The following is a 24,238-nucleotide window of genomic DNA, read 5'->3' as shown; positions in this document are numbered from 1 at the left end:
CGCCCGGTGTAGACTCAGGCCGATGGCCGAAAACGGCGACAACCCGAATACACTCGCCGGCATGTTGCAGAGCAGGGCGCGTGGCCGCCGGCAGAAGCCCGCGCCAAAGCCGTCTCTGCCGCAGTTGGGCTTCGAGTTTCCGGTCCCTCCGGCGAAGAAGCCGCCCGAGGTTCGCTTTGCGCCGATCGTCCTGCAGGAGCCGATCGCAGCCCCGAAGCCCGCGGTGCTGGCGCCCGCCGAGGGCCGCGTGTGGAGCGTGCGGTCTCTGGTCGCGAACATTCGCCAGCAGGTCGAGCGCGGCTATACCGATCTGTGGGTCGAGGGCGAGATCTCGAACCTCCGGCCAGCGCCCTCCGGACATCTTTACTTCACGTTGAAGGATGGCGAGGCGCAGCTTCCCATCGTGCTCTTCCGCCGGCAGGCGCAGCTTCTGCGCTTCCGCCCGAAGGACGGCGTGCAGGTCAAGGTGCGGGGCAAGATCTCGATCTACGAGTCGCGCGGCCAGCTCCAGTTGATCGCGGAGACGTTGGAGGAGCTGGGCGCGGGCGCGATGCAGCGGGCCTTCGAACAGTTGAAGGCGAAGCTGCGGGCCGAGGGCCTGTTCGATCTACCGAAGAAGCCGCTGCCGCCGTTTCCGCAGTGCGTCGGCATCGTCACCTCGGCGACCGGCGCGGCGTTGCAGGACATCATCCACGTCGTCCGCCGACGGCACGCGCGTTTGAACCTGCTCGTCTACCCCGCAGTGGTGCAGGGGCCGCAGTGCGCGCGGACGGTCGCTCGCGGCATACGCTGGTTCAATGCCAATGCGGGCCGTGTCGACGTGATCGTGATCGCGCGCGGCGGTGGGTCGATCGAGGATCTGGCAGGCTTCAACGACGAGCAACTGGCGCGCGTGATCGCGGCGTCGGAGCTGCCCATCGTCTCGGCCATCGGGCACGAGGTGGACTTCACCATCGCGGACTTCGTCGCCGACCTGCGCGCGCCGACGCCCTCGGCCGCGGCAGAGCTGGTCACGGCGGCGCAGCATCGCATCGAGGAGCGGGTCCAGGCGCTTTCGGCCCGCGTCCATCGCGCCGGACAGTATCACCTGATGCACGCGCGGCAGCGGCTGGCGCGGCTCTCGGCGGACATGGTGCTGCGCCGGGTGCGCGACGGCATCGAACGTCGCGAACAGAGGATCGACGAACTGCGTTTCCGGCTCGCGGCGGCGTCCGACCGGCTGCTGCGCAACCGCGCCCAGCGGCTGAACGCGCTCGAAGCGCGCCTGCGCCGGCAGGACCCGACGCTGCGTCTGGCCGATGCGCAGCGGCGTCTGGCGCGTGCCGGGGAGGCGCTGCAGCGCATCTCAACCCACATGACGGTCATCCGCCACGCGCGTCTCGCAAGGTTAGAAGGGCGGCTGCACGCGCTTTCGCCGCTGGCCGTACTCAGCCGCGGCTATGCACTTGTTTATGCTGAAGACGGAGCGCTGTTGCGTTCCGCCGCCGGGGCAGCAACCGGTCAAACCATCCGCGCGCGGCTTGCCCAGGGCAGCGTCCGCGCCACCATCACGGAGATCCAGAACACATGAAGAAGCTCTTCGGCACCGACGGCATTCGCGCCGTCGCGGGCCAGCCGCCGCTCGACGTTACGACCGTTCACGCCATTGGCCTGGCCTTGGCCGAAACTCTGCGCAAGCAGTCTGGCTCGCCCAAGGTTCTCCTCGGCATGGACACACGCGAGTCCAGCGAGTGGATCGCCGCGACCCTGACCGACGGACTCGTCGCGGGCGGCGCCTCGGTTGAAAACGCGGGCGTGATCACCACGCCGGCGGTCGCGCATCTTACGCACGCGCATGGGTTTGCGGCGGGCGTCGTCATCTCCGCCTCGCACAATCCGTGGGTCGATAACGGCATTAAGCTCTTCGGGCCGGACGGCTACAAGCTGCCGGACGCGACCGAGCTGGAGATCGAAGACGAGATCTTCCGGCAGATCGCGAAGCAGCACGTCGCGGAAGCGACCGACTATGTCGCGCCGCCCGTGAACGACGCCGATCGCGCCGAGTACACGCGCTTCCTGCTGGCGTCGGTTCCGGGTCTGTCGCTCGACAACCGGCGCATCGTCGTCGACTGCGCGAACGGCGCGGCCAGCGCGGTGGCGCCACAGCTCTTCGCCGGGCTGGGCGGCGAGATTGTCATCACCCATGCCAGCCCCGACGGTCGCAATATCAACGAAAAGTGCGGCGCCTTGCACCCGGAGATCGTCGCCAAAGAGGTTGTCGCGACCGGCGCCTCGATGGGCATCACCTTCGACGGCGACGCCGACCGCGCGCTCTTCGCCGACGAGCATGGCCGCGTGGTGAACGGCGACGCCGTGCTGCTGCTGGCCGCGCGCGACCTGCATGCGCGGGGCCTGCTGGCGAACGCAACCGTCGTCGCCACGACCATGTCGAACATGGGTCTCGAAGCCGCGCTCGGCCGTTCCGGCATCCGAATGCTGCGCGCTCCCGTCGGCGACAAGTACGTGCTCGAACAGATGCTGGCCACCGGCGCGTCGCTGGGCGGCGAGCAGTCCGGCCACATCATCTTTTCGGGCAAGAGCACCACGGGCGACGGCATCCTGACCGCGCTGCTGCTGCTCGACATCCTCCATCGCGCGGGTAAATCGCTTGCGGAGCTGACCGCCGACCTGAAGACCTTCCCCCAGGTGATTGTCAACGTGAAGGTGCGCGAGAAGAGGCCGATGGCGGAGATTCCCACGGTCGTCGCGGCGATTGCGGAGGCGGAGGCGGCGCTTGCCGGCTCTGGCCGCGTGGTCATCCGGTACAGCGGTACGGAGGCGTTGGCGCGGGTGATGATCGAGGCCGAGTCCGAGCCGCTGATGCGCCAGCACGCGGACGCCATCGCCGACGCTCTGCGCACCGCCATCGGCATCTGACTCCTAATCTGAACGACAGAAGCATGGGCGCCCCATCCTTTCGGCTTTATCGAAAGGGTGGGACGCCCGAATATGCGTGGTCGTTATACTGAAAGCCGGGAGTCCCCTCATGAGCCATACACGTCTTGCCGGCGCTGTCCTCTTTGTCTGCACCTTGCCCGTCTTCGCGCAGCAGAAACCGGCGTCAGCGACGCCGATCCAGCAGGCCGAGGCGAGCATCGATCCGGAGAAGATTCGCGCGCATGTAAAGTTCCTCTCGGACGACCTGCTGGAGGGCCGCTATCCGGGCCTGCGCGGCGGCAGCCTCGCGGCGGCGTATATCGCGACGCAGTTCGCGCTCGATGGGCTGAAGCCCGCGGGCGATAACGGGACGTATTACCAGAACATCGACTTCGTCGGCATGAAGGCGCAGCCGGGCACGACCACGATGCTCTTCGCGCCGAACTCCGGCACGCCAACTCCGCTGGCCTATGGCGACGACTTCACGGTCTCGAACCAGACCCTGACCCCCACCGCCGACATCGACGCACCGATCGTCTTCGTCGGCTACGGCGTCACCGCACCCGAGTTCAAATGGGACGACTACGCCGGCGTCGACGTGAAGGGCAAGGTCATCCTCTGCATCGTGGGCGATCCGCCATCCGACGACCCCAACTTCTTCGGCGGCAAGGCCATGACCTACTACGGCCGCTGGACGTACAAGTTCGAGCAGGCGGCGCGCATGGGCGCGGTCGGCGCGCTCATCATCCACCGGACGGATCTCGCGAGCTACGGCTGGGACGTCGTCAAGAACTCGAACACCAGCGAGAAGACCTACCTGCGCGACGACAAGAACGCGCGCCTGCAGGCCGCGTCGTGGATTCAGTTGGAAGCTGCGGTGAAGCTCTTCAACGCGGCCGGGCTGGACCTGAACCAGGAGTTCGCCGCGGCCGGCAAGCCGGGCTTCAAGGCGGTCGAACTGCCGGTCCACCTGAAGGCCCACGTGGAGAGCACGGTGCGGCAGTTCCAGTCGCCGAACGTGGTGGGGATGGTGCCCGCGGCGAAGCTCTCCGGACCGGATCAGGCGATGCTCTACACCGCGCACTACGACCACCTGGGCGTAAAGTCCGGCATGCCGGGCGACAACATCTACAACGGCGCGGCGGATAACGGCACCGGCGTCGGGATGCTGCTGGAGCTGGCGCGCGCCTGGGCCACGATCAAGGAACCGTTGCCGCATTCGGTGATCTTCTCGGCCGTCACGGCGGAGGAGCAGGGTCTGCTCGGCTCGCAGTATCTGGGCCAGAATCCGCCGATCCCGGCCAGCCAGATCGCACTCGACATCAACTACGACATGATCCTCCCACTGGGCATCCCGCAGGAGGCGAATGTGAACGGCGCCCAGCGCACGAGCTTCTATCCGGCGGTCGAGCGGACGGCGAAGGCCTTCCACCTGGCGCTGGTGCCGGACCCGAGGCCCGAGGCTGGCAGCTACTACCGCTCGGACCACTTCAGCCTGTCGCGCGTGGGCATTCCGGCGTTCTCGGTCGACGCGGGCCGCCTCTACGAGGGCCACGACCGCGCCTGGGGCGAGGCGAAGTTCCAGGCCTTCGAGGACAACGATTACCACAACTTCACCGACAACTACCGGCCGGAGTGGGACTTCTCCGGACTCGCGCTCTACTGCCGCTTCGGGATGGACCTCGGTTGGCAGGTGATCCACGAGAAGACGCCGATTACGTGGAACAAGGGCGATGAGTTCGAGCCGGCAAGGCTGGCGAGCAAGTAGGCTTGTTCGTTAAGGGCACGGCTTCAGCCGTGCCGAAAAGCCGGGGAAGCAATGCGGCTTCAGCCGCTGGGGTACGGTTTGCTTGTGGGTTTCCTCGGGCGCTCGAGGCGGATCGTAAGAAGAAGTACCTCCGCGGCTAAAGCCGGTCACGCACATACGTCGCCAGTGGCACGGCTGAAGCCGTGCCCTTAAGCAAAGCCTTCAGTGCGCTAGCTGGCCTTCCCGCCCGACTCGTCCACCGCGCCGCGCACGCTCACCGACTCCAGCCGAGCGAAGACGAATCCCGTTGGAACGATGCTGAGCGTCGTGACGAGGAACAGCAGCGCGCCGCAGGCGGTCGCGGCCTCGACCGGCGCGCCGTAGAACTCGCGCATCGACGCCGCGGTCACCGCGATCTGGGTGAACCAGCCGACGATGGGCAGTTGCAGCAGCGATCCGCCCAGGCTGGCGGCGAAGAGCAGCATCGTCCGCGCGAAGCTGAGCCCAGCCAGCTCCGGCGTATGGGTAAAGGCATGGACGACCTGTACGTAGGTCGCGGCGATCATGGTCCAGATCGCGACCGAGATCGCCAGCACGGCGACGAACTCCCGCACACTCGCGATGGCGTTCAACCCGTCGCGAAAGCCGAGAATCTTCTCCTCGACCGCCGCTCCGGCCCGTACGGAGATCTTTCCGGCAAGCCCGCCCGCGACGCCCGCAACCCTGGCTCCGGCGATGCGTAGAAAGACGGCGAAGAGCGCAATGGCGAGCGTCGCCGCCAAGCTGAGGACGCCGACGTGGACATAGCGCTCGCGGTGCGGCAGTCCGGCTGGCGCAAGCGCCAGCGCGCTCGAAAAGACGATGGCTGCCGCGCCGAGGTCGAACATCCGCTCGACCGTATAGACCGCGACCTGCGTGCTGACGGGCAGGTCGACGCGCTTCGCCAGCAGGTACGGCCGAGTGAGGTCGGCGAGGCGGCCGAAGAGCGAGGCGGCCGTAAAGCCGACGAACATCGGCCCAACCAGGCGGCTCGCCTTCACGTCGCGCGCCGGGTAGAGGAAGATCTTCCAGCGCCAGGCGCGCAGCCAGAAGTGCGCGTGAATGATCGCGACGCCCAGCAGCAGATGCCACGGGTCGACGAAGCGAAGCTGATGGAAGAAGACGGCCCAGTCGAAGCGGATGCGGTCGCGGAAGACATACAACGCCACGGCGGCCAGGAGCAGCGCGAAGATTGCAACGAGGCGGTTACGTTTCGACATTGGCTAGCGCGAGGCCACGTCGGCGACCATGGTCTTGCGCCGGTTGAACTCGCGGATGACGCGTGCGACGTAGGCGCGGGTCTCGCGGTAGGGCGGAACGCCGTGGTATCTATCGACCGCGCCGGGCCCGGCGTTGTAGGCGGCCAGCGCGAGCGCAATGTTGTCCTTGTAGCGGGTCAGCAACTGGTCGAGGTACTTGGCGCCGCCGGCGATGTTCTGTTCGGGCACGAAGGAGTCGTTCACGCCGAGGACGGCCGCGGTGCCGGGCATCAACTGCATCAGTCCACGCGCGCCGGTGCGGGAGACCGCGCGAACCTGCCCGCCGCTCTCGGCATGCACGACCGAGGCCAGCAGGTCCGCGTCGATGCGGTGCGCCTCACCCGCGCGTGCGAGCATCTCCTGCAGTTCGGACTTCGTGGGCGTCAGATTGGCCGCCGGAGTCAGGGCAGCCGCTGCGGGCGGCGGCGCGGGCGGGTCGGGCAGCGTCTCGACGCGCAGCACCGCGCTGGTCTTGACCTCGATGTAATTCGAATCGGATGCGGCGGAGAGGTACAGGCGGACGTGGTCGCCTTCGACCTCGCGGCGGACGCAATCCAGCTCGAACCCGTTCGCAAGCGTGACGTGCTCGGCGGCACGGACCAGCGGAGCCGCAGTCAGCAGCATCGCTCCGGCGATCAGACGTCGTTTGAAACGAGCGCGCATCTTCAGATCGAACCTTACCACACAGGATCAACCTTTGGACTCAACCAGCGTCCCAACCGGTAGCACGGCCTCGATCGCCTCGGCCATGCCGTCCAGGTGATGTTCTCCCGTGATCGGCCAGCCGCGCTCGCGGGCGAGCAGCTTCAGATCCTCGGGCGCGTTGCCCATCAGGATGGGGTAGCCGGCGATCTTGAGCATCGGCAGGTCGTTCCAGTTGTCGCCGATGGCCATGATCTCTTCGGCGCGGATGCCCAGCGTGGCGGCCAGCCGGAGCAGCGCGACGCCCTTCGAGCAGCCGCCGGGCAGGATGTCGACGATGCTCAGGTCGCGGCCCGGATACTCCGTCCGGTGCAGCGTGACGCGTGTGCCGGGCGTGGCTGCGCCGACGGCGGAGACGCCCGGCATGGTCAGCAGGCGGGCTTCGGCGCGGCGCATCCGTTCGACCCGGCCGCACAGCATCATCTGGATCGGAGCATCCTGTGCATGTGAAGGATCATTCGATAGGCAGTCTTCGATCGGCTTCACGTGCGCGATGTAGGGTTCGTTCGCAGTCATCCACTTGTCGATCGAGGCGTGCAGGTCGTCGAGCTCTTCGACCACCAGCGCGCCGCGCACGTCGTCGCCGTTGGCCGCGACCTTGTCGAAGGTGACGACCAGCGCGTTGCGAAACTCACCGAGGTGCGCGAAGAGGTCGCGCGCGATCTCGTTCGGCAGCAGCGTACGGTTCAGCAGGCGGGCGTCCGCGCCGAGCGTCCGGGTGACGGCGCCGTTCGAGCTGACGAGCGCATTCAGGTCGCGCAGACCCAACCCGCGCAGCACGCGCATGGCGTAGCTGTGGCGGCGGCCGGTCGCGACGACGACCTCGATCCCGGCCTCTTCGGCAGCCTTCAGCGCGGCCAGGTTGCGGACGCTGACCTGCCCGTCGTTGCCCAGCAGGGTGCCGTCCATATCGGTCGCGATCATCTTTACAGTGGAGAGGGAGTTCATCCGTATATTTTCTCATTCCACTGCATGTTTATTCATAAGTGTTTCTAAATCTGTAATTTACGGGAAATTCACTGGACTTCGGCGCGGCCTCGGGCGACCATCGTTACAGGCACCACAAAGGCTTGTTTATGTTTCACAAAAATGCAGTGACCTCCCTTCGGAGCGGTAACGCCAACGCAGCAAACGACTTCAACCCCTCAAACCAGGCAAGACTTACACTCGTTCCGGCTGGCGGCGGCCCTCCTCAGCCCTCCGTCGAACGGGAATCCGCCCTCTTCGAACTCATGCGCATCTCGTCGAAGAAGGTCAGCTCGCTGCTGGCGGAGGCCGCCGTTCTGGTGCTCGTCTTCGCTCTGCTCGACCGGCTGATCGTGAAGGATCGCATGGACATGAGCTGGGTAGCCGGCGCGCTGGGCATCAGCCTGGCGCTGCTGGCGGGCAGCATCCTGCTGGACTTCAGCGCCCGGCGCTGGCTCAGGCCACAGCCTTAGCGACGACCACGATGAGGAGTAGGCTGCTCCGGTAAAATGGATTCATGCCGAAGATCGCCTACCTCGAATCCGTGCGCACGCACAATCGCCTCTCCGCCGATGTTCCTCAGACGCTCGACCCCGCGACGGCGGAGTCGCTCTACGTCCGCTACGACATGGACGAGCTGAAGAAGACGGCGACGCGCGACCTGCCGGCGAAGGCCGCAGCGGCCTCGGTGACGAGCCTGGGCATGTGGCGCTATGCCTGCGTGTTGCCGGATGTGACGCCCGTGACACTGGGTGAGGGCTGGACGCCGATGCTGCAGTCGAAGCGCTATCCCGGCCTCTACATCAAGGAAGAGGGCGCGAACCCGACCGGCGCCTTCAAGGCGCGCGGCCTGGGCCTTGCCGTGTCCATGGCGAAGCACTATGGTTTGAAGCACTTAGCGGTGCCAAGCGCGGGCAACGCCGCCGGGGCGCTGGCGGCGTACGCGGCTGCGGCGGGCATCACCGCGCACCTGTATATGCCGAAGGATGTGCCGTTTGCGAACTATCTCGAAGGCATTGTCTACGGCGCGGACGTGCATATGGTTGACGGGCTGATCTCCGACTGCGCACGGCTGGTCGGCGAGGAGATCAAGGCCCAGAAGGCCGCCGGCCTGCCCGCCGAGGAGGTCTGGTTCGACATCTCGACGCTCAAGGAGCCGTTCCGCGTCGAGGGCAAGAAGACCATGGGTTACGAGCTCGTCGAGCAGCTTGGCTGGACGTATCCCGACGCGGTCTTCTACCCGACCGGCGGCGGCGTGGGCCTGATCGGCATGTGGAAGGCCTTCGACGAGATGGAGGAGCTGGGCTGGATCGAGAAGGGAAGCAAGCGCCCGAAGATGTACGCGCTGCAGGCCAGCGGCTGCGCGCCGATCGTGAAGGCGTACGACGAGGGCAAGCAGGTGAGCGAGTTCTACCAGCACGCCGCGACCTTCGCCGCCGGGCTGCGTGTGCCGAAGCCGTACGGCGACCAGATCATCCTCGACATTCTGCGCGAGTCCGGCGGCCGCGCCATCGGCTCGACCGACGAGGCAATTCTGGCGAGCATTCTCGACTGGGCAAAGAATGAGGGTCTGCTGCTCTCGCCTGAAGGCGCTGCCGCGACTGCCGCCTATGACGAACTGATCGCCAGCGGAGAGCTGAAGCCGACGGACAAGGTTGTTCTCTTCAACACCGGCGCGGGTCTGAAATATACCGACATGATCGCCGAGGCGATGCACCTGCGGCGGCCGGGGTCGCTGCCGACGAGCATGCCGGTGGGTGGGATTATCACGCCGGTCTAGGGTAGGTTGGCTGGCGATCGGAATCGATTCGTGAGGAGGTAGACCGGACGGCTTGTCGACGACAGTCGGAGGCGTTCCGGTTTAGCCTTTGGGTGAGCCGGAGTCTTTAGACCTCTTCCCCGAGCAGATTGCTGACGCGCACGATGGTCTCAATCTGCTGATTGCTGAGTCTGGAAAGCAGGTTGCGGCGCACCGATTCCGCATGGACGGGTCGCGCAGCATCGAGTTTCGCTCTGCCTTCCTCGGTCAACACCACCAGGACGACTCGCTGATCCGCCTCGCGACGTTTGACCAGTCGCTTCTTCTGCATGCGCGTCAAGTGATGCGAGAGACGGCTCTTGTCCCACCCCAGAGATTCGGCCAGCGCCTGCTGACGCATCTCTCCGTTGCCCAAATCGGCCAGACGAGACAAAACGCCAAAGTCCGGCCCGGAAAGGCCGGTGGACAGGGCGATGTCGCGCCCCACCCTCTCCAGCACGTCGTCTCCCATCACTTTGAAGGCGTGCCAGATGCGAAACTCTTGCGGGGTGAGTGGTTCGGTAGGCATGAAGAAAAGATTAACAGTTTTGGGTTGACGCGACAACCAGCAGGGGCGTACTGTGGTTGACATGACAACCAAAGCAGTTCAAAAAGTCGCGCTCGTCACCGGCGCCAACAGAGGAATCGGCAGAGCCATCGTCAGCGGGCTGGCGCGGAGCGGATTTACCGTCTTCCTTGGCGCTCGTGACCCTGAGAAGGGAAGAATCGCCGCCGCGGAGCTTCAGGCCGAGGGAGATGTGCGTTTCGTCCCGCTGGAGGTTACCAGTGCGGCCTCCGTGCTGGCCGCGCGGCAGGCGATCGAATCGGAGACAGGCCGTCTGGATGTGCTGGTGAACAACGCTGGCATCGGCGCTGCGCCGGGCTCGAGGTTCAAGGACCCTATCGACGAGATTGCTGAAAACATGCGCGCCGTTTATGAGACGAATGTCTTTGCCGTCGTTACGGTCACCAATGCTTTCATCCCTTTGCTTCTCCTTTCCGATGCGGGCCGCATCGTCAATGTGACCAGCAAGAGAGGATCGATCGGAGAAGAGGGCGCGTGGGTAGGCCGGCCAAATATGACGTACTCCAGCTCGAAGACCGCACTGAACGCAATCACGGTTCACTATGCTCGCAGTCTTGCGACAACGAACATCAAGGTAAACGGCGCCGCGCCGGGCCATGTCGCTACGGGCTTCAATGCCTTTCGCGGCACACGCACGCCGGAACAGGGGGCAGAGGTGGCGATCCGGCTGGCGCAGGTGGACCGAGACGGGCCGACCGGGCTTGTCTTCGAAGACGAACGGCAACTGACCTGGTAGTCCTTAATGCCGAGGTCGCGACAGACCCGCCTCACGCAATGACCAGAAGGCGACGTCAGCGCGTGTAACCTAAACAGACCGTGTCCATCCGTCTTGAAATCCGGCCCATGCTGCACATCGCCCTGCCGCTCGTCCTTGCCGAGATCGGTTGGATGTCGATGGGCGTCGTCGACACGATCATGGTCGGCCATCTGCCGAACGCCGCGACCGCGATCGGCTCCGCGGCGCTGGCGCAGGTGATCTACAACACGCTGGCCTTCGGGATCGGCGGCATTCTGCTGGGGCTCGACACGACCATCGCGCAGGCGCATGGCGCGGGCGATGTGCCGGCGGCGAATCGCTGGCTGGTGCAGGGAGTCATCCTCGCCGCGGGCATCTCGGCGCTGTTGATGACCTGCTACGCGCTTGCGCCGATTGGTTTTCACCGTCTGCCGACCGATCCGGTGGTGGTCGCGGGTGCGGTCGGGACGCTGGGCGCGCTCAGCCTCGGCACGCTGCCGCTGATGCTCTACTTCACGCTGCGGCGGTATCTGCAGGCCTTCAACCATGTGCGTCTGGTGGCCGCGGCGCTGGTCTCGTCGAACCTCATCAACCTGCTCTTCGACTGGCTGCTGATCTACGGCCATCGTTGGACCGTTGGCGGGCACGTGCTTGCGATTCCGGCGGGAGGGGTCGTCGGGTCGGGCATCGCGACCAGCCTGGCGCGGACGTACCAGGCGGTCTTCATGATCGCGTCGATCCTGTATGTCAATCGCAGGCATGGCTATGGGCTGCTGAAGACCTCGTGGCGGCCGCACTGGGCGTCGCTCAGGCGGCTGCTGGCGCTGGGCGTGCCCTCGGGCGCGACGATTCTGGTCGAGATCGCGATCTTCGCGGCGGTCACGGCGATCATCTCGACGCTGGGTCCGGCGCCGCTCTCGGGGCACGAGATCGCGCTGAACTGCATCAGCTTCACGTTCATGGTGCCGCTCGGCATCTCGGCCGCGGCGAGCATCCGGGTGGGGCAGGCGGTTGGGCGTCGCGATGCGGCCGGCGCACGCGCAGCCGGATGGGCGGCGATTCTGCTGGGCGCGGCGTTCATGCTGGCCGTGTCGGTGCTGTACGTCACAATCCCGTATGCGCTCGCCGGAGCCTTCACGACCAGCGCCACAGTCATCGCTGCGACCGTGCCGCTGCTGTACATCGCGTCGATCTTCCAGTTCTGCGACGGCCTGCAGGTGACGGCGATTGGCGCGCTGCGTGGCGCGGGCAACACGCACTCCGGCCTGATCACGCACCTGTGCAGCTACTGGCTCTTCGGCATGCCGATCGGGCTGTACCTGTGCTTCACGCGGCGGATGGGCGCGCCGGGCCTGTGGCTGGGGCTGTGCGCCAGCCTCATCGTCTCGGGCCTGACGCTGATTTATCTTTGGCGGAGGATGGCGCGTACGCTCAGCTTTCAGTAGAAAAGCCGAAGCAGCCGCGCTAGACTGGTGCGCATGAGCCTCTACCTCTCGGACGGGGATAGCTACGCGGGCTGGCATTCGACTGGCCGGTGGTTCGCGTTCGCGGGCGCGGTCGCCGGGGCGGCGGCTCTCGCGGGCTATGTGTTCACGCATGGGTATCTGGCGGCGAATCTGCCGGCGTCGGACCAGATGGTCGCATTCATGGCGCAGTGGGTCGGCGGCGGCTTCGCGGCGCTGATGGCGTTTGCAGCCTACGGATCGATCGGGATGTCGCGCGAGGAGCGCGGCGATGTGGAGGTTTCGGAGACTGGCGTCCGCCGCATCCTGGAGCCGGGGCGCGAGAACTTTCTGCCGCGCGCAGAGATCGCCGGAATGATCGTTCGGCGGAGCGGCGGCGTCGACCTCGTCGACCACTCCGGCCAGCAACGGATGGTGATTCCGCGCAGCCTCGACGGTTATCGGGATTGTATCGCGGAGATCAAGGCGCTGGGTGTGGAACGGTTGCCTGCCAAAGCCGTGATTGCACGCAAGAAGCCTGCTTCGGGTGAATGGGCTCTCACGATGGCGATGTTATTGTGCTTCGAGTTCACCCTCAACAAAAACACTGTGATGAAACATCATGTAGCGGGGATTCTGCTGGTTGCGATCGTTGCTGGCCGTGTGCTGGTGGATTGGCGGAAGAAGAAGACGGGCCCGCTGGGGGCATGGCTGATGATGCTGTGTGCGGTGTGCTGGGTGGTTTACAGGTGGGTTTGGGTCTGGTAAAGCTACCCCAAACGGTTGGGGTGGGACGGAGAGTCGCAAAAACAGCTACTTTTCCAGCCCCAGCCGGTACATCAGCACCGCATACCGCTTGGCCTGCGTCTCCAGCGAGTCGAGGTAGATCGTCTCGCCCTCGGCGTGCGCGCCGGCTCCAAAGGCGCCTGTCCCGACCAGCCCCGCGACGTACGGCGCGACGAAGGCGATGTCGCCCGCGCCGCCCTGGATCGGGTCGGTGACGTTCATTCTCGGGAAGCCGAGGGTGTCGTTGACGGCCTGCAGCTTGGCCAGCAGAGCCTCGGAGGCGGGTGTCGCGCCCATGGCGGGGTAGCCGTCCTCGAAGTCGAGCGTCGCGCCGGTCTTTGCCAGGTGGTCGCGCACGATGGCCTCCATCTTCTTCTTCACGCGGACGGTCTGTTCCTCGTTCAGGGTACGGATGTCTCCGTTGGCGAGGGCGGCCGGGGCAACGACGTTCACCTTGCCGGTCGCGACGCCGCCGGTGTTTTCAGCGTTCAGCTTCGCGGTTGCGCCGCCGAGGACGAGGCCGACGTTGAAGGTCAGGCCGTTCTCGGGCAGCTCGGTGCGGAACTGGTCGAGGATGCGGACCAGCTCGTAGATCGCGCCGCAGCCCATGGTCTCGTTGCAGACCTGCGACGAGTGGCCGGTTCTGCCGGTCGTCTCCAGATGCCAGGCGATCGAGCTGCGCCGGCCGATGCGGACGGTGTCGACGCCGTCCAGTCCGCCGTCGCGGCCACTATTTTCGAACTCCAGCGCGACGTCGCTGCGCTTGCCGGCGTCGATCAGGTCTTTGCGGCTGATGCTGCTGGGCTTGCCGAAGCGCTCCTCGTCGCCCGCCAGAACGATGGTGATCTCGCTGCGGTCGAGCACGCCGGCGGCCTTCATGGCCTTCAGCGCGCTGAGCATGATGACGAGGCCGCCCTTCATGTCGGCGACGCCGGGGCCGGTGGCGACCTTGCCGCCGGTGTCGGGCACGATGGCGTAGCGCTGGAAGGTGGAGCTTGGTTCGAAGACCGTGTCCATGTGGCCGATCAGCAGGATGCGCTTGCCGCACTTGCCGGTTCCCTTGGGACACGGGTGCTCGGCGACCAGATCGCCCGCGCGGCCGACCTCCCGGTCCATGGGGTTCCAGCGGGTTTTGAAGCCCAGCGCCTCGATCTCCGGCTGCAGGATGTCCTTTACTTTCAGCACGCCGGGCAGATTCATGGTGCCGCTGTTGATGTTCACCAGCTTTTCGAGCAGCGCCACGGCGACGGGATTCTCCGCCTCGACCGACTTGACGATGGCCGTTTCGGCCGGGTTTGTGGCGAGAACCTTCGGCGCATTCTGGGCAAAGACCGGGGTTGCGAGCAACGTTGCGGCGAGGGTCAGCAGGCGGGAAGGCGTGTTTATCGGCATCTCTGGCGCGAGAATATCATGGCGCCGCCTTCAGGCCATCGCCCAGCAGTTCGGCCGTTCGTTCGAGCACCGCGAGCTGCCGCTCCATGCGCTGCATCTGCTCTTCGGCGACGCTGACGAGCGCGATGCGGCCGGTCTCGGGCGGCCAGAGCTCGTGCGCGGCACAGGATCCGGCGGCCAGCCGCGCGGAGAGCCGCTCCAGACGGCAAGCCAGCCCTTCGATCCGGTCGATCGAGCTGGTGGTCGCGCGGCCGGTGGCGGCCAGCGTGGTCACGGTCTGGGTCAGGCGGCGGGTGTAGGTGGTGAAGGTGAGGGCTTGCTCCTTTTCGACGTCCTCGGCGGCCAGGCCCAGCGCGCCGAAGCCCGGCTCCTGCATCATGCGGTCGACTGCCTCCTCGGCGTCGTTGCTGGCCAGACCGCAGGCGCGCCGCGCGGGCGCGAGCACGTTGCGCTCGGCCCGGCGGCGGTCGGGCAGGGTCCAGAAGATGAGGATGACGCGCAGGTAGGCGGCGTCGGCGGCGGCGCAGCGCGCGAGTTTGCGGCCCAGCTCGATGCCCGGCTTCTCCGGCCAGATCAGCCGCATGGCGATGATGGCCGTGGCCGCGCCGAGCACGGTCGTGCCCATACGGACGCCCGCGTAGGCCCAGTCGCGCGGATGCGGCAGACTCATCAGCACGAAGGTCGGGGTCAGGAAGAAGCTGTACAGCCCGTAATCCACCGCGTAGGTCGCAAGTGTGAGCGTCGCGAAGAGCGCGATCGTCAGCATCATTCCGACCGGCGAGCGGATGCCGACCGCGAGCACCGCCGCCAGCACGCCGCCGGCGATCGTGCCGCCAACGCGCTGGGCGCTGCGTCGCAGCGTCGCCGAGCCGTAGGGCTGCAGCACGATGATCGAGGTCATCGCCAGCCAGAAGCCGTGGCTGACGTGGACGATGCGCATCAACGCCACATCCGCCGCGCCCACCACGGCCATGCGGATGGCGTGCCGCATCATGACGGAGTCGAGCGTGAAGTCCGAGCGAAGGGCGTCGAGCCAGGCGTTCGAATCGGGTTCGGCATCGGAGTCCGTGCCGGCGTCTGCTTCGGGGAACTCCGGCGTCCCATGCCGCGCGCCGCGCAGCCGGCTCGAATCCATGCCGGTCCAGAGCGCGTGCGTGGCCTCGAAGCCGATCTCGATCTCCTGCGCGGCCTGCCGCTCCTCCTGCTCCAGATGATCGCGCAGCGTATGCGGGACGGGCGACATCGGCGAGCGCTCGATGTCGCGATGCGGCGATATGGCTTCGTCCGCCGCCAGCATCCCCAACCGTCGCTCCACGTGCTGCCAGCGGTGCGAGCCATGCGGGGCGAAGGAGGCGCCGCCGTCCATCGGGCGCTGCTCCAGTTGTTCCGCGATGACGCGCTCGGCGCCGGCCAGCCAGGCGGTGACCTCGGCCAGCGACTCGCGCAACTCGCCCGCCGGTGTGACGTCGATCATCTCGGCCAGACGCAGCGTGCGTGCGAAGAGCATGTCCGCGGTCTCGAGCAGGACCGACAGACTGCGCGCCGTCACGGTGCGTGCGGGCGCTCGGGCCGGGGTGGCGGCCAGCGCGGCGCGTGCGGCCTCCAGCTTTACCCGCAGTTCGCGGTGCCATACGTGCGGCGGACGCCGGTCGACGCGTTCGCCCGGCCCCCAGCCCAGCCGCGCCGTCTCTTCGCTGAGCGCGAGGTAGCAGCCGGCGACGCCGAGGCGCGCGGGACGAAACGGGTCGACCGGCCAGAGCACCAGACTGAGCGCCGCCGCCCACAGGCCGCCCGCGCAGAGCATGCCCGCCGCGAGCGACGCGCCGTGCAGGCTGTGATCTTCGCTGCCGAGGCCGGCGAAGTAGATAACAAGGATGACGACCGAGGTGGATGCGATCGGCTGCGCCACGACGCGCGCGAAGGTGACCGCGAAGCAGAAGGCGGCGGTAAGAAGCATCGTTGCCGCGAGCGCCGCGCCGCTTCCCCACCCGGGCGCGGCTGCGCCGACGAAGACGCCCAGCGCGCCGCCGGCCAGCACCGTCAACATGGTGACCAGGCGCGTGCGATAAGGCCCGCCGTTATCGACCAGCACAGCCTCGAAGCCGCCGAGCGCCGCCCAGCCCATGGGCTGCCCCAGCATCCGGCAGGTGATCATCGCCGACCCCACTGCCAGGCCTGCTCGCACGCCTCGCCGCCAGTGCAGCGTACGGGAGAAGCGTTCGAGGCGCGCCAGCCAAGTCATGCAGCCAGTGTAGCTAGGTTGCGTGGATACAGGTTGCGACCGGCCAGCTTTTCACTTCAGACGGCCAAATTCAGACAGCCGAAAACTTGTCATCCTGAACGGAGTGAAGGATCTGCTCTTGTCCGGAGCAACATATCCGCCCGAAAAAATGCAGATCCTTCGCTTCGCTCAGGATGACAGATTTGTGGAGTGTCGAGTTACCGGGCGCGATAGTCGCGGGTGAAGACATCGCGCGGCAGACCGTCTTTGCGAGCCTGCCGGCGCAGCGCCTCGGCCTCCGCGCGGCTCATGCCGCCGCCCAGCGTCACGAGGAACGGCGCGCGGCCCGAAGGCGAGAAGACCTCCGGGCGCAGCGACGAATGCTCGGCGCGCAGGCTTGCGACCTTCTGCCACGCCTGATCTTCATGGTTATAGGTGTAGGCGACGACGTGCCAGCCGGGCTGCGTCGCCACGGTCGCGACGCCGGCCTTCGCTGCGGGCGGGTTGGGCGCGTCGTCGATCGTCTTGATCGGCGACGGAGCGACGGTTGCGGGCGCCGCCGGAGCGGTTGCTGTCGCGCTGGTAACCGGCCTGCCTTGAACGAGATGCCAGACGACGAAGAGCGCCAGCAGAGCTGCCGCCGCGACTCCGCCCCAGAAGAGCGGCGGCTTCGGCGCAGCTTTCACCGGGCTATAAATACGCGAGACCCGCGCGGATTGAAGCGGCAGCTCCGCCTGCACGGGCTCGTAGGGCTCGGCCTGGGCCGCATCGGCCAGTTCCAGCCGGTGCGTCTCGGCGGCGGCGTGCGCGGCGGCGATGACGCCTTCGGGCACGAGCGGCTTCACCTCCGGCGTGGGCGGCGGGGTTAGCGCGGCGTCGATCTCGTCGAGCCCCCAGGCGCCGTCCAGCCCGCGCGGAACGATGCGGTCGAAGGGCGCCGCCAGCCGCGTCGCGGGAGTCAGATTCGCGTCGAGGGTCAGGCAACGCAGCAGCAGTTCGGCGAGGGCGTGGACGTCGCGCTGCTTCAGCGCCTCGGGCGTGTGGTCGAGATCGTTGGTCGCCTCGCGGACGCAGTCGCTGCGCAGCTTGATGACCTCGCCGACGGCCAGCACGCTCTCGGGCGTCAGGTGCTCATGGACGAGATCCTTCGCATGCAGCGCCTTCAGCGCGGCGACGAGGCTGTGGCCGACCTCGACCGTCTCGGCGGGGGTGAGCGGGCGCTCGCGCAGAATGTCGGCGAGGCTGGCGTCGGTCAGCTCCAGCAGGGCGTAGGCGAGCGGCGTGCCGTCGAAGCTGGTCTGGCCGAACTTCTTGATGGTGACGAGATGCTCCTCGCCCAGGTCCGCGACCTGCTGCCAGCGCGAAAGCATCTCGTGCTCGTCGTTCAGCGACTCGGTGAGGCGGATGACGGCGGGCGTGCCGGTGCCGTTCGCGGTGGCGAAGAAGGCGGTGCGGCCCTCGGGACGGATGAGCTGGCCCAGCGGGTAGGCCTCGGCGATGGTCTTGCCTTCGTAGTCGCTCCACAGATGCATGGCGGGTTCCGATCTGGTTCTAAAAACCGGTAAGTCTTTCCAGGTGAATGCAAGCGAGGCGCCGTTTGGCTGGCTCGACGGCAGCCCGCAGCGTTGGCCGCGTTCGCCTCGCAACGTTAATTATGGCCGAGCGGAATCGGGAGATTTCTGCCGGGGCGATGGGGGATTTTTGCCGGGTGGGGGAGGAGAAAGGCGGAATCCGGGGGGTTAATAACGCTTCGTCATTCGTTATTGTCTTACAGTTTTGTGCAGGAGTGGACCCATGCCTGTCGCGAGCAACGAAAAACCGACAAAGAAGCTGAGACGGATTCTGATCGTGAAAGGCTCCGATCCATTTCCTCCAACCGGCCTACCGCCGCTGGACATCGATTCAAGGATCGATTTGACGAAGCCGATCTGTGAACAAGCCCAAAAGCTCCGGATGAAGGACGAGGCGCAAGAAGCAAGACGCTTAGCTACGCTGAGACGGTCAGCGTCTCCGAAAACTTAGCTTCAAGAGCGGCTATATATTCCGCCTCGAACCAATCCGGCGGGTCATCCTCCATGTCAAGAAAGATGCGCGCGGCCTCAAGCAGCAGTAGCCGGTCGTGATCCCTCTTGAGAAGATTGATAAGGGGGCGAATTACTCGCTGGTCACGCCTGTGGGCAAGCGCAACTGTAGCCTCCTCTCGTGCATTGATGAATGGATCTTTCAGGTGTGCAAAGAAGGCCTGACGAATCTCCTCTGAGTCAGCGTGCCCCAGTGTTCCCAGGCCGAAGATAGCCCAGTCGCGCACTTCGTGGTCCCGATCTTCCATAAGCTCTAACAGAGCCTTCACAGAACCCGGGTCATCGGCAAAGCTGCCAAGTGCGACCGCAACCGCGTATCGGGTGGTTGAATCGGAATGTTGCGCGAAGGAGGTCAGAATCGGCAGCGCATTTGGGTCGTCCAAGGTTCCTAACGCAGACAGCTCAGAGTTCAGCGCGTAGACGTCTGTCTCTTTGGGGATCAACGCAGAAAGAATCGCAAAGCTCTCCGCGACAAATACCTTTTCGCTCTTCCAAGGATGTCTGTGGGTAATCTGGAGCTGCCCCAGGATACTTGCGGCTCTCGCACGTTTGAGAGGATTTATCGAGTTGCACCACGTCTTCGCTTTATGGAAGACAAAAGCGCTTCCCGATAAGCGAAGGCTGCAGATCGCCTTCCACGGAGCATCGTCATCATGGCCACCCCTAAGCGTAGCCATAAACAGTGCGTCGATCCGCTGAATAAAAGCTTGGACGCAGTGTTGCTCCATCTGACCTTTCCTCGCCACTACTCTTCCTCGTTCGCCTGCTTTTCGGCAAGCTGTTCGAGCTGACGCCGCCAGTCCAGATCCTCGATGAACCCGGGCTTGGACCGCCAGTCCTCCTGCACCTTCACGAACAGCTCCAGAAACACCCGCGTGCCCAGCAGCGATTCGATGTCCTTACGCGCGGCGGTGCCGATCTCCTTCAACATCACGCCCTGCTTGCCGATCAGGATCGCCTTCTGGCCGGTGCGCTCGCAGAAGATGGCGGCGGAGATCTTGGTGACCGGCAGCTTCGCCCCCGCCCTGGGCTTGCCTGCTTGTGGAGGCGGCTCTTCGTACTTTTCGATGACGACGGCGGTCGCGTAGGGAACCTCTTCGCCGGTCAGCATCAGGATCTTTTCACGTATCAGTTCGGCGACGAGGAAGCGCTCGGGCTGGTCCGTGAGCTGGTGCTTGGGGAAGTAGCGCTGGCCCTCGGGCAGCAGGTCGACCACCTTGTCGAGCATCAGCTCCAGGTTGATCTTCTTGCGCGCGGAGATGGGGATGATCTCGGCGAAGTTGTAGAGCCCGGACCAGTGCGCGATCAGCGGCATGATCTCCGCCGGCGAGATGGTGTCGATCTTGTTCAACAGCAGGATGACCGGGCAGTCGAGCTTCTGGATGAGCTGGAGGGCGAAGTCGTCCTCGGCGGCCGAGAGCGTCATGCGGCCGGTAATCTTCATCTTCGGGGCTTCGCCGGGCCCGGCGGCGTTGGGGTCGACCTTCGGCAGCTTGTGGGTCACGTCGACGATGAAGAGCACGGCGTTGCGCGATTCGAGCGCGTCGTGGACCTCCTGCATCATGCGGCGGTCGAGCTGAGTATCCGGCTTGTGGATGCCGGGGGTGTCGACCATGACGATCTGCGCGGCGGGACGGCCGGCGACGTCCTTGGTCTTCTTCTTGAGCGGAACTTCGAGAACGCCGTGGATGCGGGTGCGCGTCGTCTGCGGCTTATGCGTGACGATGGCGAGCTTCTGACCCAGCAGGGCGTTCAGCAGCGTGGACTTGCCGGCGTTGGGACGGCCGATGATGGAGACGAAACCGGAGCGAAAAGGCATTCTCTCTATTATGCGCCGTTTAGTACGGTGTCTTCATTACCCGCAAAGCTTAATAGCGCCGTTCGATCCACTTGGAGCGGCCGATATTCGAGGCGCTGAGCACTTTGAAGACGGTACGAGGCTGGGGCAGAAAACTGGGATGCTCCGAGGATATTTGGCCTATCCAGATGCCAGTCATCGTAGCAATCACAGGATGATCGCCGAATCCGCCCTGCCTCACCAGATTTGTCAACTCCCGCACGGATTGCGACTGATGCTCGCTGTCCTCCGAGTGCATATCCGCGCCAAGGCCGCGGCACTCCGGGTCCCACAACGCGGTCCCATGTTTGAAGAACGTAATCCGCGCGGTCGTAGTTACCTCTTGACCTGTATATAGAGAAGAATGAGCGATCAGCTCACACAGAGACACACTCCGGGAGTTGCTACGCGCCTGACAAAATGCCATCTGCGGCAGCCATGAGTTCGCCGCAACCAAGAGGACGAGTAAGCCCAATATTTGCTTAATGCTCTGTAGCACGATCGCGCACTCCGCTTAGAAATAGTTCTGCTATTCGACGGACTCCGCGACCTCTTTCAATATGCGGTTACGTTCCGTCATGTATCGACGTAGAAAACCTATTCGTCGGGCGTGGTCGCGAGGCTGACGCGTATCCGATCGATCCGGCGGTCGGTTGAGGCCAGCACCTCAAGCCGCAGTCCATCTTCCTCGACCACCTCACCAGGCAGCGGGATGTGGCCGGCGATTTCCGACACCAGCCCACCAAGAGTCGTGGACTCATAGTGCTCCGGCAGGCGCAGCGACGTGGGGTCGTCGCGGGTGTCGCGCGGTTCCTTCGCTTCTCTGGCGACGGGCGCCTCGTCGTCCATGTTCAGGTCGTCGAGGTCTTCGCTCTGGGGCTTGCTGTCGGGTTCGGCCTCAAAGGCCTCCGCGGGACGGTTGCCGGGGAACTGGTCGGCGAAGAGGTCGCGCAGGCGCGAGATTTCGAAGGTTCCCGAGACGACATACGCGCCGTTGGCCTCGCGGATGGGGGCGTCGTCCTCCTCCGGCTCGTCGTGCTCGTCGGCCAGCGAGCCCACGATGGCCTCGATCAGGTCTTCGATGGTCACGATGCCAGCCACCTGCCCGTACTCGTCGATGACGATGCGCATGTGCTGCTTGGCGCGCTGCATCTCGCGCAGCAGTTCGGCGACCTTCTTGGTCTCGGGGACAAAGTCGGTCTTGCGCTGGAGCTGCGCGACGGTGCGGGTCTCAGCGTCGGTGTCCGCGATCTGCAGCAGGTCGTGTGCGAAGACGATGCCGGTGATCTCGTCGAGCGTGTTGCGGTAGACCGGCACGCGGGAGTAGACGTGATCCTCCAGCTCGGCCGTGAACTCGCGCAGCGTCATCGAGCCCGGCACGGCGAAGATCTCCGGCCGCGGCGTCATGATCTCGCGCACGACCTTGTCGCCGAACTCGACGACCGACCGTACGAGCTCGCGGTCGGACTCCTCCAGAATGCCCTCTTCCTCGCCCGCTTCGAGCAGCGCATCCATCGCCTCGGACGGGTGCTCCTCTTCGGACGGATCTTCGGGTTCGGCCAGCGCGGCGATCGACAGGATCAGGCTGAGCAGCATCGTCACCGGCAGCAGCAGGATGAAGATCGTCTGCAGAATGTAGCGGATACGAACGATCCACGTGCCGCGCGTGCGGGTGAAGAGCACCTGCGGGACAAGCCGGTCGAAGATCAGGATCAGCAGGATCAACTCGAAGGCGACGCGCAGGAACTCCGCGATGTGCGGTGCCTCCGGCTGCGTATACAGCCGGACGCCGGCCAGCAGGGCGATGGTCGCGAGCGTAGCCTGGCGCAGGATCGAGGCCGAAAGCGCGACGGACTCGCGCCCGAGCATCAGCTTCGGCTCGACCAGCTCCTCCCAGGAGTCGATATTGTCCTGGTACTCGCGGGCGAGAAACTTGCCCATCTCCGAGTAGACGCGATCGATATAGGCCGCCAGCGCGAGGATTGCGAGCAGCAGGAGCATGGCCACGGCGTAGGCTGGGCTCATGCCTTCGCCCTCTTCGTCGCGGCCTTTTTCACGGGTTTCGTGACGCGGTCGATCAGGCTTACGGGCAGCTTCAGGGTCTGGCGCAGTTGGTCTTCGAGCGCGGCCATCTCCCCGTTGTCGGTCTCGTGGTCCTCGCCGGCAAGGTGCAGCAGACCGTGGAGCATCAGGACGCGGAGTTCGATTTCGAGCGTGTGGCCGTACTGCGCGGCCTGGCGGGCGGCGGTCTCAAGCGAGATGGCGAGGTCGCCGGCCATGCCCGCGTCGTACATCTCATCCGGCGAAGGGAAGCTGAGGACGTCGGTCGCCTTGTTCTTGCCGCGAAAGGATTTGTTCAGGCGCTTGAGGGTGGCGTCGTCGGCCAGCAGCACCTCGACCGAGCCTTCAAGGCCGACGGCCTTCTGCGCGCGATTGAAGAAGCGCGACAGGGCGGGCTTACTCAGCGTGAGTGCTTCGGCGCTACTTGGGGGTTCGATGGTGATCATCGGTTGTTTGGATGCTGCAGCGAAACTCCTGGATGAAACAAAAGGCAGGAGCCGACTGCGCTCCTGCCTTTGATGGTATCGCAGATTTCCTGCATTTATTGCGGTTTCGGCGCCGGCTTGGCGAGCGGTTCGGCCAGCGGCTGACCCAGCGCCGCCTCCTCGCCGATCGGCAACTGCTGCTGCGCGCGGCCGTAGGAGTCGTACGCGCGCACGATGCGCTGTACGAGCGCGTGGCGCACGACGTCCACATCCTCGAAGTGGCAGAAGCGGATGCCCTCGACGCCTGAAAGCACGTTGAGCGCGTCCAGCAGACCGGACTTCTTCGGATTCGGCAGGTCGGTCTGGGTGAGGTCGCCGGTGATGACGGCCTTGGAGTTGTTGCCCAGGCGCGTGACGAACATCTTCATCTGCTCGATGGTCGTGTTCTGCGCCTCGTCCATGATGATGAACGCGTCCGAGAGCGTGCGGCCGCGCATGAACGCCAGCGGCGCAACCTCGATCACGTTTCGTTCCAGCAACTTATCGACCTTCTCCTGGTCGAGCAGATCGTAGAGCGCGTCGTAAAGCGGTCTCAGGTAGGGGTCGACCTTCTCCTGCAGCGAGCCCGGAAGGAACCCGAGGCGCTCGCCGGCCTCGACCGCCGGGCGGACGAGGATGATGCGGCTGACCTTCTTACTCAGCAGCGCGGAGACGGCCATCGCGACCGCGAGGTAGGTCTTGCCGGTACCGGCTGGCCCGAGGCCGAAGGTCATGTCCGAGCCCTCGATGGCCTCGACATACTTCTTCTGGTTGGGCGAGCGGGGCTGCACCATGCGCTTGACGCCGGCGGACCGCTGCTTGCCCGAATCCACCAATGATTTCAACGAGATGCCGGGATCGGCGACCACCATCTTCAACATCGCGTGCAGCTCGCCGTTTTGCAGATGGACGCCCGATCGTCGAAGCGCGTCGAAGTCCGCGAACACCTGGGCGGCGCGGGCTACGCGATCGTCGGCGCCGGAGAGGTGGATGCCGTCGGAGCGTAGGTCGATGACGACCTGCAGGCCGTCTTCGAGGAGGCGAAGGTTCTCGTCGCGTGTTCCATAGAGGGGTTCGATGCCGGGTGTGATTTCAAGCGCCTTTTTCATCAATCGGTGATCTGACCTCCGTCAGGACGTGGCATGCAACAGCTTGTTAGATGGATTGTGAGCAGGAATAGTGCCAGACAGCACACCGGGCGATGT

General features: G+C 65.4%; 20 protein-coding genes. 8 read left to right on the top strand and 12 right to left on the bottom strand.

The features are described from left to right. Positions 1–22: 22 nt before the first annotated feature. The 3 genes from xseA (at position 23) to CHB87_RS16070 (ending at position 4,684) form a co-directional block, all read left to right on the top strand. Entirely contained in the window at positions 23–1,570 is a 1,548-nt protein-coding gene (gene xseA / locus CHB87_RS16080) for an exodeoxyribonuclease VII large subunit (RefSeq protein ID WP_089409461.1), read from the top strand. Continuing rightward, positions 1,567–2,916: a phosphoglucosamine mutase gene (gene glmM / locus CHB87_RS16075; RefSeq protein WP_089409460.1), complete on the top strand. Its 1,350-nt coding sequence runs from the start codon at positions 1,567–1,569 to the stop codon at positions 2,914–2,916. Before xseA ends, glmM begins: the two co-directional genes overlap by 4 nt. A gap of 109 nt (positions 2,917–3,025) precedes the next feature. Then, positions 3,026–4,684, top strand: a complete 1,659-nt coding sequence (locus tag CHB87_RS16070) for a M28 family peptidase (RefSeq protein ID WP_089409459.1) — start codon at positions 3,026–3,028, stop codon at positions 4,682–4,684. 209 nt (positions 4,685–4,893) lie between these two features. On the opposite strand, the gene CHB87_RS16065 is transcribed toward CHB87_RS16070, so the two are convergent. Genes CHB87_RS16065 through CHB87_RS16055 form a run of 3 tightly spaced genes read right to left on the bottom strand, consistent with a single transcriptional unit; the run spans position 4,894 to position 7,611 of the window. Continuing rightward, entirely contained in the window at positions 4,894–5,922 is a 1,029-nt protein-coding gene (locus CHB87_RS16065) for a lysylphosphatidylglycerol synthase transmembrane domain-containing protein (RefSeq protein WP_089409458.1), read from the bottom strand. Between the two features lie 3 nt (positions 5,923–5,925). Then, the gene (locus CHB87_RS16060) at positions 5,926–6,624 is read right to left on the bottom strand and encodes a lytic transglycosylase domain-containing protein (protein ID WP_089409625.1); all 699 of its coding nucleotides are present in this window, start codon (positions 6,622–6,624) and stop codon (positions 5,926–5,928) included. A 27-nt stretch (positions 6,625–6,651) separates the two neighbouring features. Beyond that, positions 6,652–7,611: an HAD-IIB family hydrolase gene (locus CHB87_RS16055; protein WP_089409457.1), complete on the bottom strand. Its 960-nt coding sequence runs from the start codon at positions 7,609–7,611 to the stop codon at positions 6,652–6,654. A gap of 146 nt (positions 7,612–7,757) precedes the next feature. Here CHB87_RS16055 and CHB87_RS16050 point away from each other — a divergent pair, with 146 nt between their 5' ends. Both CHB87_RS16050 and CHB87_RS16045 read left to right on the top strand, forming a co-directional pair. Next, complete coding sequence (locus CHB87_RS16050) at positions 7,758–8,102, top strand: hypothetical protein (protein WP_245818039.1); 345 nt, start codon at positions 7,758–7,760, stop codon at positions 8,100–8,102. 44 nt (positions 8,103–8,146) lie between these two features. Continuing rightward, a complete protein-coding gene (locus CHB87_RS16045) occupies positions 8,147–9,409 on the top strand; it encodes a threonine synthase (RefSeq protein WP_089409455.1) in 1,263 nt (420 codons plus the stop codon). 106 nt (positions 9,410–9,515) lie between these two features. On the opposite strand, the gene CHB87_RS16040 is transcribed toward CHB87_RS16045, so the two are convergent. Further along, on the bottom strand, positions 9,516–9,956 hold the full coding sequence (locus CHB87_RS16040; RefSeq protein ID WP_245818038.1) for a MarR family winged helix-turn-helix transcriptional regulator: 441 nt from the start codon (positions 9,954–9,956) through the stop codon (positions 9,516–9,518). A 61-nt stretch (positions 9,957–10,017) separates the two neighbouring features. Here CHB87_RS16040 and CHB87_RS16035 point away from each other — a divergent pair, with 61 nt between their 5' ends. The 3 genes from CHB87_RS16035 (at position 10,018) to CHB87_RS16025 (ending at position 12,959) form a co-directional block, all read left to right on the top strand. Continuing rightward, a complete protein-coding gene (locus CHB87_RS16035; protein ID WP_089409454.1) occupies positions 10,018–10,749 on the top strand; it encodes an SDR family oxidoreductase in 732 nt (243 codons plus the stop codon). A 107-nt stretch (positions 10,750–10,856) separates the two neighbouring features. Continuing rightward, on the top strand, positions 10,857–12,194 hold the full coding sequence (locus tag CHB87_RS16030; RefSeq protein ID WP_245818037.1) for an MATE family efflux transporter: 1,338 nt from the start codon (positions 10,857–10,859) through the stop codon (positions 12,192–12,194). A gap of 33 nt (positions 12,195–12,227) precedes the next feature. Continuing rightward, complete coding sequence (locus tag CHB87_RS16025) at positions 12,228–12,959, top strand: hypothetical protein (protein ID WP_089409452.1); 732 nt, start codon at positions 12,228–12,230, stop codon at positions 12,957–12,959. 45 nt (positions 12,960–13,004) lie between these two features. On the opposite strand, the gene CHB87_RS16020 is transcribed toward CHB87_RS16025, so the two are convergent. The 8 genes from CHB87_RS16020 to CHB87_RS15980 all read right to left on the bottom strand — a co-directional run bounded on the left by CHB87_RS16020 (position 13,005) and on the right by CHB87_RS15980 (position 24,145). Next, positions 13,005–14,369 carry a M20/M25/M40 family metallo-hydrolase gene (locus CHB87_RS16020; RefSeq protein WP_089409451.1) on the bottom strand — a complete coding sequence of 455 codons (1,365 nt, stop codon included), beginning with the start codon at positions 14,367–14,369 and terminating at the stop codon, positions 13,005–13,007. 16 nt (positions 14,370–14,385) lie between these two features. After that, positions 14,386–16,611: an FUSC family protein gene (locus tag CHB87_RS16015; RefSeq protein ID WP_089409450.1), complete on the bottom strand. Its 2,226-nt coding sequence runs from the start codon at positions 16,609–16,611 to the stop codon at positions 14,386–14,388. 197 nt (positions 16,612–16,808) lie between these two features. Further along, positions 16,809–18,122 (bottom strand): hypothetical protein, encoded by a 1,314-nt coding sequence (locus tag CHB87_RS16010; RefSeq protein WP_089409449.1) that lies wholly within the window; start codon positions 18,120–18,122, stop codon positions 16,809–16,811. A 455-nt stretch (positions 18,123–18,577) separates the two neighbouring features. Continuing rightward, the gene (locus CHB87_RS16005; protein ID WP_089409448.1) at positions 18,578–19,399 is read right to left on the bottom strand and encodes a HEAT repeat domain-containing protein; all 822 of its coding nucleotides are present in this window, start codon (positions 19,397–19,399) and stop codon (positions 18,578–18,580) included. Between the two features lie 17 nt (positions 19,400–19,416). Continuing rightward, entirely contained in the window at positions 19,417–20,490 is a 1,074-nt protein-coding gene (era, locus tag CHB87_RS16000) for a GTPase Era (RefSeq protein ID WP_089409447.1), read from the bottom strand. A 615-nt stretch (positions 20,491–21,105) separates the two neighbouring features. Continuing rightward, the gene (locus tag CHB87_RS15990; protein WP_089409445.1) at positions 21,106–22,533 is read right to left on the bottom strand and encodes a hemolysin family protein; all 1,428 of its coding nucleotides are present in this window, start codon (positions 22,531–22,533) and stop codon (positions 21,106–21,108) included. Then, positions 22,530–23,015 carry an rRNA maturation RNase YbeY gene (gene ybeY / locus CHB87_RS15985; RefSeq protein WP_089409444.1) on the bottom strand — a complete coding sequence of 162 codons (486 nt, stop codon included), beginning with the start codon at positions 23,013–23,015 and terminating at the stop codon, positions 22,530–22,532. Before ybeY ends, CHB87_RS15990 begins: the two co-directional genes overlap by 4 nt. 95 nt (positions 23,016–23,110) lie before the next feature. Further along, on the bottom strand, positions 23,111–24,145 hold the full coding sequence (locus CHB87_RS15980; protein ID WP_089409443.1) for a PhoH family protein: 1,035 nt from the start codon (positions 24,143–24,145) through the stop codon (positions 23,111–23,113). Positions 24,146–24,238 lie beyond the last annotated feature (93 nt).

This window comes from Granulicella rosea (assembly GCF_900188085.1).
Classification (GTDB): domain Bacteria; phylum Acidobacteriota; class Terriglobia; order Terriglobales; family Acidobacteriaceae; genus Edaphobacter; species Edaphobacter rosea.
Note: the sequence above shows the minus strand (reverse complement) of the source record. Positions and strands in the feature narration are given on the sequence as shown.

Coding starts and splice junctions, on each gene's coding strand:
- xseA (WP_089409461.1), top strand. CDS start 23: ATGGCCGAAAACGGCGACAACCCGAATACACTCGCCGGCATGTTGCAG.
- glmM (WP_089409460.1), top strand. CDS start 1,567: ATGAAGAAGCTCTTCGGCACCGACGGCATTCGCGCCGTCGCGGGCCAG.
- CHB87_RS16070 (WP_089409459.1), top strand. CDS start 3,026: ATGAGCCATACACGTCTTGCCGGCGCTGTCCTCTTTGTCTGCACCTTG.
- CHB87_RS16065 (WP_089409458.1), bottom strand. CDS start 5,922: ATGTCGAAACGTAACCGCCTCGTTGCAATCTTCGCGCTGCTCCTGGCC.
- CHB87_RS16060 (WP_089409625.1), bottom strand. CDS start 6,624: ATGCGCGCTCGTTTCAAACGACGTCTGATCGCCGGAGCGATGCTGCTG.
- CHB87_RS16055 (WP_089409457.1), bottom strand. CDS start 7,611: ATGAACTCCCTCTCCACTGTAAAGATGATCGCGACCGATATGGACGGC.
- CHB87_RS16045 (WP_089409455.1), top strand. CDS start 8,147: ATGCCGAAGATCGCCTACCTCGAATCCGTGCGCACGCACAATCGCCTC.
- CHB87_RS16040 (WP_245818038.1), bottom strand. CDS start 9,956: ATGCCTACCGAACCACTCACCCCGCAAGAGTTTCGCATCTGGCACGCC.
- CHB87_RS16035 (WP_089409454.1), top strand. CDS start 10,018: ATGACAACCAAAGCAGTTCAAAAAGTCGCGCTCGTCACCGGCGCCAAC.
- CHB87_RS16030 (WP_245818037.1), top strand. CDS start 10,857: ATGCTGCACATCGCCCTGCCGCTCGTCCTTGCCGAGATCGGTTGGATG.
- CHB87_RS16025 (WP_089409452.1), top strand. CDS start 12,228: ATGAGCCTCTACCTCTCGGACGGGGATAGCTACGCGGGCTGGCATTCG.
- CHB87_RS16020 (WP_089409451.1), bottom strand. CDS start 14,369: ATGCCGATAAACACGCCTTCCCGCCTGCTGACCCTCGCCGCAACGTTG.
- CHB87_RS16015 (WP_089409450.1), bottom strand. CDS start 16,611: ATGACTTGGCTGGCGCGCCTCGAACGCTTCTCCCGTACGCTGCACTGG.
- CHB87_RS16010 (WP_089409449.1), bottom strand. CDS start 18,122: ATGCATCTGTGGAGCGACTACGAAGGCAAGACCATCGCCGAGGCCTAC.
- CHB87_RS16005 (WP_089409448.1), bottom strand. CDS start 19,399: ATGGAGCAACACTGCGTCCAAGCTTTTATTCAGCGGATCGACGCACTG.
- era (WP_089409447.1), bottom strand. CDS start 20,490: ATGCCTTTTCGCTCCGGTTTCGTCTCCATCATCGGCCGTCCCAACGCC.
- CHB87_RS15990 (WP_089409445.1), bottom strand. CDS start 22,533: ATGAGCCCAGCCTACGCCGTGGCCATGCTCCTGCTGCTCGCAATCCTC.
- ybeY (WP_089409444.1), bottom strand. CDS start 23,015: ATGATCACCATCGAACCCCCAAGTAGCGCCGAAGCACTCACGCTGAGT.